The following is a 12,591-nucleotide window of genomic DNA, read 5'->3' as shown; positions in this document are numbered from 1 at the left end:
AGCGCTAAGTTGTCGCTTGTTAGATGTACATTAACAACAATTCTAGCATGGGGTGTAGTCATCACAACTACGTCAGCTGCCATTCCGTGACTTTTCAGGACACCTATCTATCGTTAGCACGAAGAAGACGAACAAAGATTTGGCAGGCTTATGAAAGATAACGTGGAATTTGAGGCGAATTTTGGCAAGTTTGCCGATAAAAAAACCACCGCAAAAGGTGAAAACCGTGCGTCTGTCGCACTCAATAATCCCGAAACGCTTTGGTTTAACACGGGAACGCTTTGTAATATTGAATGCGTGAACTGCTATATTGCCTCTTCGCCAACCAATGACGCGCTTGTTTATATAACGACCGATGAAGTTTCAGACTATCTCGGGCAGATCAGAACCAGAAATTGGCCCATTCGCGAAATCGGGTTCACGGGTGGCGAACCTTACATGAACCCGGAAATGAACACGATGACGCGAGCCGCACTGGAAGCGGGGTATGAGGTTCTGGTCCTCACAAATGCGATGCGCCCGATGATGCGAAAAACTGTCCGCTCTGGTATCGAAAAACTGGTTTCTGAATTTGGCGACAAGATCACATTCCGTGTTTCACTTGATCACTGGTCTAAAAAAAACCACGATCAAATGCGCGGTCCAGGCAGCTACGCAAAAACAATTGAAGGTATGAGCTGGCTTAAAAGCATCGGTGCACGGATGGCCGTGGCAGGCCGGATGCTTTGGAACGAAACGGACAGCGAAGCACGCGCAGGATATCAGGCTTTCTATTCAGAGCATGGGTTTGAGATAGATTCTCAAAACCCTGGGATGACTGTTTTATTTCCAGAAATGGATGAAGCCGTCGAAGTTCCTGAAATCACCAGTGCCTGCTGGACAATTCTGGACAAATCACCCGCTCAGGTGATGTGTTCATCTTCGCGTATGGTTGTGAAACGCAAAGGCGCGCAGCGGCCTGCTGTTCTGGCCTGCACATTGCTTCCCTACTCTCGCGAATTCGAACTCGGTTCGACTTTGAAAGAGGCTGAATCTGACGTGTATCTCAACCATCCGCATTGCGCTAAATTTTGCGTCTTGGGTGGCGCAAGTTGTTCAGCTTAATCTTTAAGCGTCAAGTTCTGCATCCCAGTAAAGAAAATCGACCCAGCTTTCATGCAGAAAGTTTGGTGGGAATTTACGGCCTCTGTTGCGCAACTCTTCCGCACCGGGTGGGCGTGGCGCGCTTCGCAAATGCATGCGCGCTTGCGTCAGCGATTTAGATCCTTTGCGCAAATTACAGGGTGAACAGGCAGCAACAACGTTTTGCCAGCTTGTGACACCCCCTGCAGATCTTGGAACGACATGGTCAAAGGTCAATTCACCGCGTGCGCCACAATACTGACAGCTAAACCCATCGCGCAGAAAAAGATTGAACCGGGTGAAAGCCACACGTTTTTGCGGTTTCACATATTCCTTAAGAACAACCACTGATGGAATTCGAATTTCGATACTGGGGCTGTGAACCTTCTTTTCATACTCCGCAACAATATCAACCCGATCAAGAAATGCGGCTTTCACTGCTTCTTGCCAGGGCCAGAGTGACAATGGATAGTAAGATAGAGGGCGGTAATCAGCGTTCAAAACCAAGGCCGGATATTTCCGTAGCTTTTGCGGTTCTCTGGTAAATTCCGTTCTAAAGTCGCCGTCCATTACATGTTCCATTCGCTCTCGACCCGATCACCTGATCTGGCCGTTTGGAGCAGAACATGCTGCCCCGATTTGGAAACGACTATATATAGCCTTTCCCGCCTGACAACCCCCACAATATGCGATGCTTGTTCAAAGACGTACTAAAAAAGTTTAACGACAATATGACGGATCAAAGCAACCTGAACGACAGGGTTAGCTACCCAGCCTTTGCTTCATGAAAGTAAGCGCAACTCCCAGTCCGTCCGGGGCAATACCGTGACCCGTACCTTTCATAATATGCGCGTATACATCAAACCCTGCTTCGCCCAGTGCTTCCCCGGCTTCGTTCATGGACTGGGGTGGCACCACGTCATCCTGATCTCCATGTATTAACAAGACCGGCGGGCGCGTAACCACCTCTGCGGCCAACCTTTCTGGGGCCATCAATCTGCCAGAAAAACCAATAATCCCAGAAACTTCCTCCGCTCTGCGAGGAAGCACATGTAGCGCCATCATCGTTCCCTGTGAAAATCCTATAATCATTAAATTAGAGGGTGTTACACTCTCTTTTTCAAGGACTGTATCCAAATAGACGTTGAGATCATCCGCGGCGCGCTCAAGCCCCTCAAGAGCAGCTTCCTGTGACGATCCGTCAATCCAGGGGATAGGGAACCATTGAAATCCCATAGGGTTACCGATGCAATTTTCCGGAGCGTTTGGGGCAAGGAAAACCGTATCCGGCATATGCTGTGCAAGCGGATCAGCAAGCCCAAGCAAATCAGCGCCGTCCGCGCCATACCCATGTAAAAAGACAACGACATTCTTCGTCGTCCCCGAGGCGGATGCCCGCCGCCCACTTTGCAGTTCTCGTGTCATCGAATTCCTTCCCGCGCTTTTGCGATACGGTAATAGGACCAGAGCAGCCGGGCTGCAACGCTCCTCCATGGCGCCCAGGCCTCTGCCATTTGGCGAAATTGTTTCTCAGTCGGACGTGATTCCAATTCAAAAATCAGGCGCGCTGATTCCTGCAATGCCAGATCACCGGGTGCGAAAACGTCTGCGCGCCCAAGTGAAAACATTGCATATATTTCTGCGGTCCAGGGCCCGATGCCGGGAACGGCGAGCAAGGTTTTTATCACCCCGTCTGTTGGTGTCTCTCGCAGTGCAACGTAGTTGATACCAGCCTCGCTCAAGGCTTTGGCATATCTGATTTTTTGCGAAGACAGGCCACAGGCGCGCAGTTCGTCTTCACTGGCCACCCGAATCTTGCGCGGACCGGTCAGTTTCGCGTCTTTCATACGCTGCCAGATTGCATTCGCAGCCGCGACAGAGATTTGTTGACTGACAATCGCGTCTAACAGTGCCGCGAAACCATCTTTGCGCAAGCGCAGGGGCAACGGCCCGGTTTCTGACAGTGCAGCAGCAAAGCGCGGCTCGTTTCCGGCAAGATACGCAGCCCCTTCGGCAACACAGGTATCGCCCTTGATAATCCGGCCTATCATGACAGCGCCCGCAACCAGCTTAGCGCCTCTTCAGGGGTGCGCACGGTTGTGCCATCGGGTTGCGGCGGGCGGTTGATCATCAAAACAGGAATACCAAGTTCGCGCGCTGCATCCAGTTTTGTGCGGCTCCGGTCGCCGCCAGCATTTTTCACGATAAGCCAGTCTACTTTCAATTCGCGAAACAGGTTTAATTCATCGGAAACTGAGAACGGGGGCCGTCCAACCAAAAAATCGCCACCCTCAAATGGAAACGGTCGGTCCGGAGGGTCAATCTGGCGACAAATTAACCTACGCCCAACGAGCCCTGAAAATCTGTCAAGCGTTTGACGTCCGGTCGCAAGGAACACTGTCTTGGCATCTGGGATATACGCACTGGCGTCTTCTTCATGATCGATGAATATCCAGTTATCTCCGGCGCCGGGTCGCCATTCTGGGCGGAGAACCTGTAAATATGGAATGTTAAGTGACGCACAAATTTCAGCTGTTCGCTTGCTGATACGGTGCGCAAACGGGTGTGTTGCATCAATTACAGCGGTGATCCCATGTTCAACCACCCATTTTCTGAAACCTTCCGCGCCTGCAAACCCGCCGACCCGTGTTTGCAGCGGCAGTTTTCCTGGCTCGCGCGTTGCACCGGAAAGCGAGGCGATCGCCTCAGTACTCGGCTCGTTCGCTAAAAGCTCGGCCAGTTTCCTTGCCTCACCGCTCCCCGCCAGCAACAGAACTTTCATCCACTTTCCTTTTGATCTTTACCAGCCCGGGCAAGGATTTTTCCCGCACGATCAATCAAAACAATATCTGCCGTTATCGGCGCGTCTACGAGCATTTCTTCCACTCTCACGAGGGCGTGGCCTGCAACGAGTTTGGCCAGAGGTTCCCCTGCAATTTCATACGCTTCCAAAACAGAATTAACACGACTTATGTCGGGTAACCCGATATTCGACGCCATTTCATTCAACGCATTGAAATCAACTTGCGACCTTCCGGAATGCAGGTCAACCGCACCTTGCGCGAGTTTGGTCAATTTCCCGATGCCACCACCAATTGTAATATGGGACACCGGGTGTTTGCGAAGGTATTTAAGCAAACCACCTGCAAAGTCCCCCATATCCAGCATGGCATGGTCACTGAGGCCGTAGAGATCCTGAACGACGCGTTCACTGGTCGCGCCCGTACAGCCAGCCACATGGGTCAGCCCCGTCGCACAGGCAACATCAATACCGCGATGAATTGAGGCGATCCATGCAGAACAACTGAAGGGCCGCACGACACCCGTGGTACCTAAAATGGAAAGGCCACCCGCAATTCCAAGGCGCGGGTTCCAGGTTTTTTGGGCGATTTCTGCGCCGCCGGGGATAGAGACAGTAATCTCGATACCCCCGCCCGCCTCATATTGAGCGGCGACTTCCATGACGATACCTTTCATCATCTGGCGTGGCACCGGGTTGATTGCTGGTTCTCCAACCCCTATTGGCAAACCCGGCTTGGTGACAGTTCCTACCCCTTCTCCGGCCACGAATTTCACACCAGATTCGATTTTCCTGACGCGCGCTCGTACGTGGCAGCCGTGTGTCACATCCGGATCATCACCCGCATCTTTGATGATACCCGCTTCCGCCCAACCGTTTCCTTCTGCAGTATAGGTAACCTTAAACTCCGGCGTTTCGCCTCTTGGTAGTGTTAAACCGACTGTTTCTGGAAACTCACCCCCCCAAAGCCGTATCAATGCCGCTTTGGTCGCGGCGGTTGCGCAGGCTCCGGTTGTCCAGCCCCGGCGCAGCTCTGATGTGGGTTTACGGCTCATTCGCCGGACTATAGGGCGGCTTTTTGATGCCGCCAATCCATCAATCTGTGTCGCTGATGACTTTGCGCCCACTGCAAGTCTGCTGCATAAGGGGCGCATGAGTGATTCATCTGCACAGAATGCCCTGCTTCCACCGGGCAATTGGCCAGAGTTAGAGCCCGGTTGGGTGTGGCTTTGTGGTGCTGGCCCCGGTGACCCGGGGTTGCTTACGCTGCATGCACTGAACGCACTGAAGCAGGCAGATGTGATTGTCTATGACGCCCTTGTGCAAGAGGCGATCCTTGATTGGGCACATCCTCAAGCTGAGAAAATTTACGCAGGCAAACGCGGTGGAAAACCTTCGGCCAAGCAACGTGATATCTCGCTTCGGCTGGTTGACATGGCAAAAGCGGGGAAAAAAGTCTTGCGCCTCAAGGGCGGTGATCCGTTTGTTTTCGGACGTGGCGGTGAAGAGGCACAAACACTTGTGCAGCACGGTGTGCCGTTTCGCATTATTCCTGGTATTTCTGCGGGTATTGGTGGTCTGGCTTACGCCGGTGTGCCTGTGACCCATCGCGATGTGAACCAGTCAGTCACGTTTGTGACCGGCCATGATCAGTCAGGTGAAACGCCATCGTCGCTTGATTGGGGATCAATCGCACGCGGCTCACAAGTCATTGTGATCTACATGGGTATGAAACATATCGAGCGGATTGCCGGCGAACTACGGGCCGCGGGACGGCCTGCCTCGGAACCCGTGGCTGTTGTGACGGATGCAACAACAGAAACACAACAAGTCCTTGAAACAACCCTTGGAACGATTGTTGTCGATATAGATAACGCGGGCCTGACCCCGCCGGCTATCATCTGCGTTGGCCGCTCGGTTCTGATGCGACAGGCGCTTGACTGGCAATCGCAGCTTGCAGGGAACGCGCCCCGCAATACAGACCCATTAGGGCGTGGTCGCCCGGCAGAAGCATCATGAGCAATAGCACTGGGGTGATCTTATCTGCCCCGTCGTCGGGTGCTGGAAAAACAACCGTAACGCTTGGCCTGCTTCACGCGCTGTCGCGCAATGGAATCCTGGTTCGCGGTGCTAAGTCCGGCCCGGATTACATCGACCCCCGATTCCACGAGGCAGCCTGTGGTGCGCCCTGCCTAAACCTCGATGCTTGGGCCATGTCCCCAGAACGGGTGAAAGCATTGGCAGCCGGTGACGGGCTGCTACTGATCGAAGGCGCGATGGGGTTGTTTGATGGCGCCCCACCAGATGGAAAAGGTGCAACAGCCGATCTTGCCCGCCAACTGAACTTGCCTGTTGTGCTGATAGTGGATGCCGCCAAGACTGCGCAATCCATAGCGCCGCTCGTTAGTGGGTTTGTGTCACATGACCCGGATGTGAAAGTTGCCGCTGTTATACTGAACAATGTCGGCAGTGCGCGGCACGAGACAATGTTACGCAACGCCCTTGTCCCGCTTGGTCTGCCGGTCTTGGGGGCGATTCATCGACAAAACGGTCTTTCCCATCCGTCACGCCATCTGGGGTTGGTGCAGGCGCAAGAACGGGAAGACCTGTCCGAATATTTAAGCCGTGCAGCAGATACAGTCGCCACAACCGTGGATATGGAAGCGTTGATTGCGCTTGCTGCACCCGTCGCGAACGCCGTTACTAAAAACCGGTTCCCTCCACCAGCACAACGTATTGCCATTGCGCGTGATGCAGCTTTTGCATTTGCGTATCCTCATTTGCTGGATGACTGGAAGGTGGCAGGCGCCGAGATAAGTTTCTTCTCGCCGCTTGCCGATGAAGCGCCTTCAAGAACGGATATTATCTTTCTGCCAGGGGGGTATCCGGAGCTTTATGCGGGTCAGCTTGCTTCAGCGTCAACGTTTAAGTCTGGAGTGCAGAATTCCGCCCATTCCGGTACCCATGTCTATGGCGAATGCGGAGGTTACATGACGCTTGGAGATAGCTTAATCGACGCGGCCGGACATCGCCATGAAATGCTTGGGTTGTTGCGCCTTGAAACCAGTTTTGAGAAGCGAAAACTCCATCTTGGTTACCGTACACTTACAGCCAAGACTGGTCCGTTTGTGGGCCGGTTCACAGCGCATGAGTTTCACTACGCCACAACGCTAAAGGCTGAAGGAACACCCCTTTTTCACGCCAGAGATGCCGAAGGTAATGACCTTGAAAAAATTGGCCTGATGGCACCAAACGTGTCCGGTTCTTTCGCACATATGATCGATCGTCGCTAGCATTTACTGGATCGTCCCTGAGTTGTATCTTAGGGCTTTTCCTTTAGGTAAAATCGGTATACCGGTTGCGAATGACTATATATGCCGACTCTCCTGATACCAATCAGTACAACCCCTTCAGAGCCAAACGAAACGTGGTTGTTCTGGTGCTTGCCCAGGCGATTCTTGGCGCGCAAATGCCGATGCTTTTCATCATTGGTGGTCTTGCAGGGCAATCGCTTGCATCAAATATCTGTTTCGCAACGTTACCAATTTCCCTGATCGTGATTGGCTCGATGCTTAACGCACAGCCGCTTTCAGCGATAATGCAAAGATTTGGGCGGCGTGTCGGTTTTTTCATCGGAAGTATGGGGGGCGCGATTGGGGCCTCGATCAGCGCATTCGCTTTATATCATCAATCTTTCGGGCTGTTTCTTGTTGGGTCATTGTTTACGGGCACATACATGTCTGCGCAGGGTTTCTACCGCTTCGCTGCGGCCGATACAGCCTCCGATGAGTTCAGACCGAAAGCGATTTCATATGTTATGGCGGGTGGGCTGGCGTCCGCAGTGATCGGACCGCAACTGGTCAAGGTTACAAGCGAAGCACTACCAGTTGTTTTCATCGGTACTTATTTTGCAGTTATTGCGCTGAATGTTGTTGGTTCATTCCTGTTCCTTTTTCTCGATATACCGACACCAGAAAAACCTGCAATCGATGCCCCCAAGGGCCGCAGCCGGTTTGAGCTTTTGAAAACGCCGCGCGTCGCGGTTTCAATCATCTGTGCCATGGTTACCTATGCACTTATGAACCTTGTCATGACATCAACACCGCTCGCGGTGGTTGGCTGTGGCTACGAGAAAGGCGTCGCCGCTGACGTCGTTTCCGGGCATGTTCTTGCAATGTTTGCACCGTCGTTTTTTACGGGTCATCTGATTGCGCGATTCGGCGTGGAAAAGATTGTTGGAATCGGTCTCGCGATTCTTGGTGCTGCTGGCATTGTTGCATTAAGCGGCGTTGAGCTTTCCAACTTTTTCATTGCGCTTATCCTGCTTGGGATTGGCTGGAACTTCGGGTTCATCGGAGCAACGGCCATGCTCGCCTCCGCACATGAACCAGAGGAACGCGGTCGGGTGCAAGGCATGAACGACATGATCGTCTTTGGTTGTGTGACCCTAGCCTCTCTCGCCTCCGGTGGCTTGATGAATTGTTCGGGTGGCGATGTTCAGCAAGGCTGGGCTTCGGTCAATCTGGCAATGGCACCACTTCTGATGCTGGCGGGTGGGTCACTGATCTGGCTGGTGATGCGCCACGAAGACGTGTGAAGTCACCAACTGTTAATCGCGGATTTCCAAAGCAAACTACCTTTGCGTCGAAACTCTGACGTTCCGAGCGTGCCTTCGCCAACCCGTTCAGGTTCTGACATTGCCTGCATCAAAATTGACCGCGCCTGCCACCCGGCGCGCAACGCTGCGCTACAGTTTTTGCCAACATCGGGGCGCGCATATTTCAGGCGTTTCAGCGCCGTCTTTGCAAGCTCGGCGACGCCCGAGGCTCGGCCGTCCAGCAGCGGAATACGCCCGCGCGCGTCAAGCTCTGGCACAGCCCTCAACCAATTCGCAACACCCGCCGCATAGGCGTAGTCCCTGATCGCTCTTTCCTGACTTGGCTCCGCGCCAAGAGACAAAGCCGACAACCACATCAGCCCGCCTGCCGTTTTATCAATGTAGCTGTCAAAATCCGCCTGATCTTTGAACGGGTCGCGGTAGATGTCCCAGCGGCGTGCCGTAATCAGCGCGTCAAAAACCTCAACTGGCAAACCAGCTTCGCGCACCACGGCTGCAAGTGGCGCGACAACTTCATGTGCGCGCGGCGGTTTGCTATCGCCAATTTCCTCAACAGCGTCTCGCCAGAACTGAAGACGCATTTCAGCAATCATCGGCTCCTCCGTAACCCACGGTGCGCGTGCCACTTCGAGGTTGAAAGCATAGAGCGGAAACAGTTTCGCCCGCGCGTCCGGCGGTGCAGTCATCGCAGAAAGAAACCTGTCGGGGTCGCCACGTCTAACCTGTTCCGCACAAGCCTGAAGGCTCATCCCTTTGCCCCGTCGCGGATCAGTTTCCAGTTTATTGCATCCAGCAAAGCCTCGAATGATGCATCGACGATGTTGGGTGACACGCCAACGGTAGACCAGCGCTGGCCTTTGCTGTCTTCGCTGTCGATAATCACGCGGGTCACAGCCTCTGTGCCGCCATCGGTTATGCGCACCTTGAAATCAACCAGACGCATATCTTCGATATAGTTTTGGTATGGTCCAAGGTCTTTCGCGAGTGCAGTTGACAGCGCATTGACCGGGCCACGGTCATTGCCGCTTTCATCAAGGCTCTCGGAAACCGACAGCATTTTCGAGCCGCCAATTTTCACGACAACAACAGCTTCGGACAAGGAAACCATCTTGTTGTATTTGTTTTTGCGACGTTCAACCGTGACCTTGTAGCGTTTCACTTCAAAGAATTGCGGAAGCATCCCTAGCGCATCCCGCGCGACAAGCTCAAAGCTCGCCTGAGCAGTGTCATAACTATACCCCTGCCCCTCGCGTTCCTTGATCTGCTCAAGAATGCGCGGCAAGGCCGGGTTGTCCGCGGCAACCTCTAGCCCGGCATCGGTAAGGCGTTTGCGCAGGTTCGAAAGCCCGGCCTGGTTTGACATCGGGATGATACGCCGGTTTCCCACACTTGCGGGATCAATATGTTCATATGTCGTCGGGTCTTTCAGAATGGCGCTGGCGTGCAGCCCCGCCTTATGGGCAAAGGCGCTTGCCCCAACATAGGCTGCCTGTTTCAGCGGTACTCGATTGAGGATTTCGTCGAGCATACGGCTGGTGCGGGTCAGTTCGACCAGTGCCTCAGGGCTTACGCCTGTTTCAAACCTGTCCGCATAGCTTGGTTTTAGCAGCAAGGTTGGGATCAGCGCGGTGAGGTTTGCATTGCCACAACGTTCCCCAAGGCCGTTCAGCGTGCCCTGCACCTGGCGCGCGCCTGCATCAATCGCGGCAAGCGAATTCGCGACTGCGTTTTCAGTGTCGTTATGCGTGTGAATGCCAAGACGATCACCGGGAATGCCCGCGTCGATCACTGCCCTGGTGATCTCATAAATCTCTGACGGCAACGCGCCACCATTGGTGTCACACAGAACAACCCAACGTGCGCCTGCGTCATAGGCGGCTTTCACCGTTTCGAGTGCGTAGTCCGGGTTCGCCTTGTAGCCGTCAAAGAAATGTTCGGCATCAAACAACGCCTCGCGGCCTTGCGCCACGATATGCGCGATGGACTGCGCGATATTTGCGGTATTTTCGGCAAGATCTATCCCAAGGGCCGCCGTGACATGAAAGTCGTGGGTTTTACCAACAAGGCAGACGGCAGATGTTCCCGCATTCATCACCGCCGCCAGAACATCGTCGTTTTCGGCCGAACGCCCGCTGCGTTTCGTCATGCCGAAGGCTGTCAAAATCGCCTTTGTTTTGGGGGCTGCGCTGAAGAACTCGCTGTCCGTCGGGTTCGCACCGGGCCAGCCGCCTTCGATATAATCAACACCAAGCGCATCAAGCATTTCGGCGATCTGTTGCTTTTCAGCGGTCGAGAACTGCACGCCTTGCGTCTGCTGCCCGTCGCGAAGGGTGGTATCGTAGAGTGAGAGGCGTTCGCGGCTCATAGCAGAACCTCGCCATAGAGTACGTCCGGGGTGAAAGCCCGGGCAGCGCCCGACCCGCCCCCACGGGCGGGCGCTCCACGCCCCCCCTCGTGCCGGGCGCCGCCCTGCGTTTCGAGGTGCTCAAACATTGCTGAACTCATTTGAGGGCCTCCAATTTTGAAGGGTCGAAGTCCGGACCCGGCACAAGCTCCACGTCATCCTTGGTCATACGAACTTCAACACCTGCGTTAAGGAGAGCCGCCTTAAGCCGATCCACCTCAGTGAAATCTTTCGTCTCCATTGCTTGAGAACGTTCATAGACCATACTCAACGTGTAATATTCCAGATCTTTAGCAGCTGGACGGTTCCGCATCTGTTTTGCCAATTCTACAAGGTCGAACCCGAGGAGGAATGCGCTCGCAACGAAAATCCGCCTTACCTCTAACTGGCGCGGCTCAGAGAGGTGCAGGAATTCTCTGCTGTTGTCGATAAATTTTGCAGTAGCTTTGAGCTTCGTTAGTGCAAAAGACGTATTCAAATCATCTGCAAGTGCGGCAACAATTTGCTGGTCGCATTGGCCTAAATCAATCGGGTTATCTAAAAGTTCATGATCCACCGAAAGAGAGGTCACCCAACTGTCCAGCTCACGAGACGCTTCTCGCCTTTTCTGCTCTGTCCAATCCATCGGCTTCCGGTAATGTGTACTCAAAAACACAAACCGGATCACTTCGCCCGGAACGCCCTGATCAAGCAGGTCGCGCACGGTGAAAAAGTTGCCGAGGGATTTCGACATCTTCTTGCCCTCGACCTGCAGCATCTCGTTATGCATCCAGACCTGCGCCATTTCGTCAGTTCCATTTGCGCAGCAGCTTTGAGCGATCTCGTTTTCGTGGTGAGGAAACATCAAATCGCGACCACCACCATGAATATCGAACCGATCACCCAATAACGCTTTTGACATCGCCGAACACTCGATATGCCAGCCGGGTCGACCGCGTCCCCAAGGGCTATCCCAGCCGGGCAAATCTGGAGTGGAAGGTTTCCACAGAACGAAATCCATCGGGCTCCGCTTTCCTGGTGCTTTTTCGCCTCGGGCGCCAGCGATCATATCTTCTGTGGACTGCCCTGATAGCTGACCGTATCGTTCATATTTCTCTACTTCGAAAAGCGCGTGCTCACCGAGCAACGCTTCCCGGTCTGCCAACACATATTCTTCTGGCGGATTATTGCTCTCACTTCTTACGACATAGGCAAAACGTTTCTCGATCAACGTCTGGATCATCGCAACCATTTGCGGGATGTACTGCGTGGCGCGTGGCATGGCGTTGGGTTTTAACGCGCCAAGTGCGCCCATATCATCAAGGAACCATTGGGTAGTCATGTCTGTGATCCGGGCAATTTCAGCGTTCACATCCCCATCCTTGCCGACATTCTCAATCGCGCGGGCATTAATTTTGTCATCCACATCGGTGAAATTACGCACATAGGTCACATGATCTTCGCCATAAACATGGCGCAGTAAACGGTAGAGCACGTCAAACACCACCACCGGGCGCGCATTGCCGATATGGGCGCGGTCATAGACGGTCGGCCCACAGACATACATCCGCACGTTTTCTTCGTCGATTGGGGTAAAGACCTCTTTCTTGCGGGTCTTTGTGTTGTGAAGCGTGATCTTAGTCATTCATATGTCCTTACGCGCGGTCC

Annotated in this window: 13 protein-coding genes; 4 read left to right on the top strand and 9 right to left on the bottom strand. The window is 53.7% G+C overall.

Going from position 1 to position 12,591, the window contains the following annotated elements:
• Positions 1–150 precede the first annotated feature (150 nt).
• Positions 151–1,104: a radical SAM protein gene (locus tag J4E70_RS04650; protein ID WP_213887923.1), complete on the top strand. Its 954-nt coding sequence runs from the start codon at positions 151–153 to the stop codon at positions 1,102–1,104.
• 3 nt (positions 1,105–1,107) lie between these two features.
• On the opposite strand, the gene J4E70_RS04645 is transcribed toward J4E70_RS04650, so the two are convergent.
• The 5 genes from J4E70_RS04645 to J4E70_RS04625 all read right to left on the bottom strand — a co-directional run bounded on the left by J4E70_RS04645 (position 1,108) and on the right by J4E70_RS04625 (position 4,977).
• Positions 1,108–1,692 carry an HNH endonuclease gene (locus J4E70_RS04645; protein ID WP_213887922.1) on the bottom strand — a complete coding sequence of 195 codons (585 nt, stop codon included), beginning with the start codon at positions 1,690–1,692 and terminating at the stop codon, positions 1,108–1,110.
• A gap of 192 nt (positions 1,693–1,884) precedes the next feature.
• Complete coding sequence (locus J4E70_RS04640; protein ID WP_213887921.1) at positions 1,885–2,547, bottom strand: alpha/beta hydrolase; 663 nt, start codon at positions 2,545–2,547, stop codon at positions 1,885–1,887.
• Positions 2,544–3,173 (bottom strand): DNA-3-methyladenine glycosylase family protein, encoded by a 630-nt coding sequence (locus J4E70_RS04635; protein WP_213887920.1) that lies wholly within the window; start codon positions 3,171–3,173, stop codon positions 2,544–2,546. The genes J4E70_RS04640 and J4E70_RS04635 overlap by 4 nt, the downstream gene beginning before the upstream one ends.
• Positions 3,170–3,904, bottom strand: a complete 735-nt coding sequence (locus J4E70_RS04630) for a cobalt-precorrin-6A reductase (protein ID WP_213887919.1) — start codon at positions 3,902–3,904, stop codon at positions 3,170–3,172. Before J4E70_RS04630 ends, J4E70_RS04635 begins: the two co-directional genes overlap by 4 nt.
• The gene (locus tag J4E70_RS04625) at positions 3,901–4,977 is read right to left on the bottom strand and encodes a cobalt-precorrin-5B (C(1))-methyltransferase (protein ID WP_213887918.1); all 1,077 of its coding nucleotides are present in this window, start codon (positions 4,975–4,977) and stop codon (positions 3,901–3,903) included. Before J4E70_RS04625 ends, J4E70_RS04630 begins: the two co-directional genes overlap by 4 nt.
• Before the next feature lie 97 nt (positions 4,978–5,074).
• Between J4E70_RS04625 and cobA the strand changes: the two genes are divergently transcribed.
• The 3 genes from cobA (at position 5,075) to J4E70_RS04610 (ending at position 8,519) form a co-directional block, all read left to right on the top strand.
• Complete coding sequence (gene cobA / locus J4E70_RS04620; RefSeq protein WP_213887917.1) at positions 5,075–5,941, top strand: uroporphyrinogen-III C-methyltransferase; 867 nt, start codon at positions 5,075–5,077, stop codon at positions 5,939–5,941.
• The gene (locus J4E70_RS04615; RefSeq protein ID WP_213887916.1) at positions 5,938–7,215 is read left to right on the top strand and encodes a cobyrinic acid a,c-diamide synthase CobB; all 1,278 of its coding nucleotides are present in this window, start codon (positions 5,938–5,940) and stop codon (positions 7,213–7,215) included. Before cobA ends, J4E70_RS04615 begins: the two co-directional genes overlap by 4 nt.
• Positions 7,216–7,286: 71 nt before the next feature.
• Positions 7,287–8,519, top strand: a complete 1,233-nt coding sequence (locus J4E70_RS04610) for an MFS transporter (protein ID WP_213887915.1) — start codon at positions 7,287–7,289, stop codon at positions 8,517–8,519.
• Positions 8,520–8,521: 2 nt separating this feature from the next.
• Here the strand turns inward: J4E70_RS04610 and J4E70_RS04605 are convergent, their stop codons facing one another.
• Genes J4E70_RS04605 through cysS form a run of 4 tightly spaced genes read right to left on the bottom strand, consistent with a single transcriptional unit; the run spans position 8,522 to position 12,568 of the window.
• Positions 8,522–9,289 carry a phytoene/squalene synthase family protein gene (locus J4E70_RS04605; RefSeq protein WP_213887914.1) on the bottom strand — a complete coding sequence of 256 codons (768 nt, stop codon included), beginning with the start codon at positions 9,287–9,289 and terminating at the stop codon, positions 8,522–8,524.
• Complete coding sequence (cimA, locus tag J4E70_RS04600; protein ID WP_213887913.1) at positions 9,286–10,905, bottom strand: citramalate synthase; 1,620 nt, start codon at positions 10,903–10,905, stop codon at positions 9,286–9,288. The genes J4E70_RS04605 and cimA overlap by 4 nt, the downstream gene beginning before the upstream one ends.
• The gene (locus tag J4E70_RS04595) at positions 10,902–11,045 is read right to left on the bottom strand and encodes a hypothetical protein (protein WP_213887912.1); all 144 of its coding nucleotides are present in this window, start codon (positions 11,043–11,045) and stop codon (positions 10,902–10,904) included. The genes cimA and J4E70_RS04595 overlap by 4 nt, the downstream gene beginning before the upstream one ends.
• Entirely contained in the window at positions 11,042–12,568 is a 1,527-nt protein-coding gene (gene cysS / locus J4E70_RS04590) for a cysteine--tRNA ligase (RefSeq protein WP_213887911.1), read from the bottom strand. Before cysS ends, J4E70_RS04595 begins: the two co-directional genes overlap by 4 nt.
• Between the last annotated feature and the right edge of the window lie 23 nt (positions 12,569–12,591).

This window comes from Pseudohalocynthiibacter aestuariivivens (assembly GCF_018457175.1).
GTDB lineage: Bacteria > Pseudomonadota > Alphaproteobacteria > Rhodobacterales > Rhodobacteraceae > Pseudohalocynthiibacter > Pseudohalocynthiibacter aestuariivivens.
This window is presented reverse-complemented; position numbering and strand designations above follow the sequence as displayed.

Excerpts from the sequence above, each read along its gene's own strand:
- J4E70_RS04650 (WP_213887923.1), top strand. The coding sequence starts at position 151 with ATGAAAGATAACGTGGAATTTGAGGCGAATTTTGGCAAGTTTGCCGAT.
- J4E70_RS04645 (WP_213887922.1), bottom strand. The coding sequence starts at position 1,692 with ATGGACGGCGACTTTAGAACGGAATTTACCAGAGAACCGCAAAAGCTA.
- J4E70_RS04640 (WP_213887921.1), bottom strand. The coding sequence starts at position 2,547 with ATGACACGAGAACTGCAAAGTGGGCGGCGGGCATCCGCCTCGGGGACG.
- J4E70_RS04635 (WP_213887920.1), bottom strand. The coding sequence starts at position 3,173 with ATGATAGGCCGGATTATCAAGGGCGATACCTGTGTTGCCGAAGGGGCT.
- J4E70_RS04630 (WP_213887919.1), bottom strand. The coding sequence starts at position 3,904 with ATGAAAGTTCTGTTGCTGGCGGGGAGCGGTGAGGCAAGGAAACTGGCC.
- J4E70_RS04625 (WP_213887918.1), bottom strand. The coding sequence starts at position 4,977 with ATGAGCCGTAAACCCACATCAGAGCTGCGCCGGGGCTGGACAACCGGA.
- cobA (WP_213887917.1), top strand. The coding sequence starts at position 5,075 with ATGAGTGATTCATCTGCACAGAATGCCCTGCTTCCACCGGGCAATTGG.
- J4E70_RS04615 (WP_213887916.1), top strand. The coding sequence starts at position 5,938 with ATGAGCAATAGCACTGGGGTGATCTTATCTGCCCCGTCGTCGGGTGCT.
- J4E70_RS04610 (WP_213887915.1), top strand. The coding sequence starts at position 7,287 with ATGACTATATATGCCGACTCTCCTGATACCAATCAGTACAACCCCTTC.
- J4E70_RS04605 (WP_213887914.1), bottom strand. The coding sequence starts at position 9,289 with ATGAGCCTTCAGGCTTGTGCGGAACAGGTTAGACGTGGCGACCCCGAC.
- cimA (WP_213887913.1), bottom strand. The coding sequence starts at position 10,905 with ATGAGCCGCGAACGCCTCTCACTCTACGATACCACCCTTCGCGACGGG.
- J4E70_RS04595 (WP_213887912.1), bottom strand. The coding sequence starts at position 11,045 with ATGAGTTCAGCAATGTTTGAGCACCTCGAAACGCAGGGCGGCGCCCGG.
- cysS (WP_213887911.1), bottom strand. The coding sequence starts at position 12,568 with ATGACTAAGATCACGCTTCACAACACAAAGACCCGCAAGAAAGAGGTC.